We start from the raw sequence: 454 nt of genomic DNA on the forward strand, positions 1-454 counted from the left end.
GAGAAGATGTCGACGCCTGGTGCTGCGATGCACCACGCCGCTGTAACGCCGCACCAGTTGCTGAAGCTAGCGATCTGCCTGTTTCGATCGACGGCAACCACCGAAACGATGAAGCCGTTAAGTTCCGAGAAATCAATTTTACTCTGATCGACGGGGCCGGTCGGCGCATAGTCAGGGCTGAATTTGCCGTTGGGATCGGTTCCAGGTCTTGTATAAAATTGATAAATGCCGCTGCTGGCATTTTCCGGCTTGATAAATGGATAAAATGCGGCTCCACTCGGATCCTGGGTTACGTCGGGTTGTGTTTTTCGATCATTGCCTGCGGCAAAAACCATGAGCACGTCATGCTGTGCAGCTTCACTGAGAGCTTGAGCCTGATATATATCTGATATGCCGTATTCTTGACGCTCCAATTTCCGATAGGTTGGGTTTGGCAGTCGGTCGACAGTCGGAG

General features: G+C 51.8%; 1 protein-coding gene. It reads right to left on the reverse strand.

The window, feature by feature from the left end; translation table 11 throughout:
* A partial coding sequence (locus tag ACU8YC_RS27420; protein WP_446896315.1) for a S8 family serine peptidase occupies positions 1–454 on the reverse strand: 454 nt, incomplete at both ends.

This window comes from Citrobacter sp. VF227, assembly GCF_052950715.1.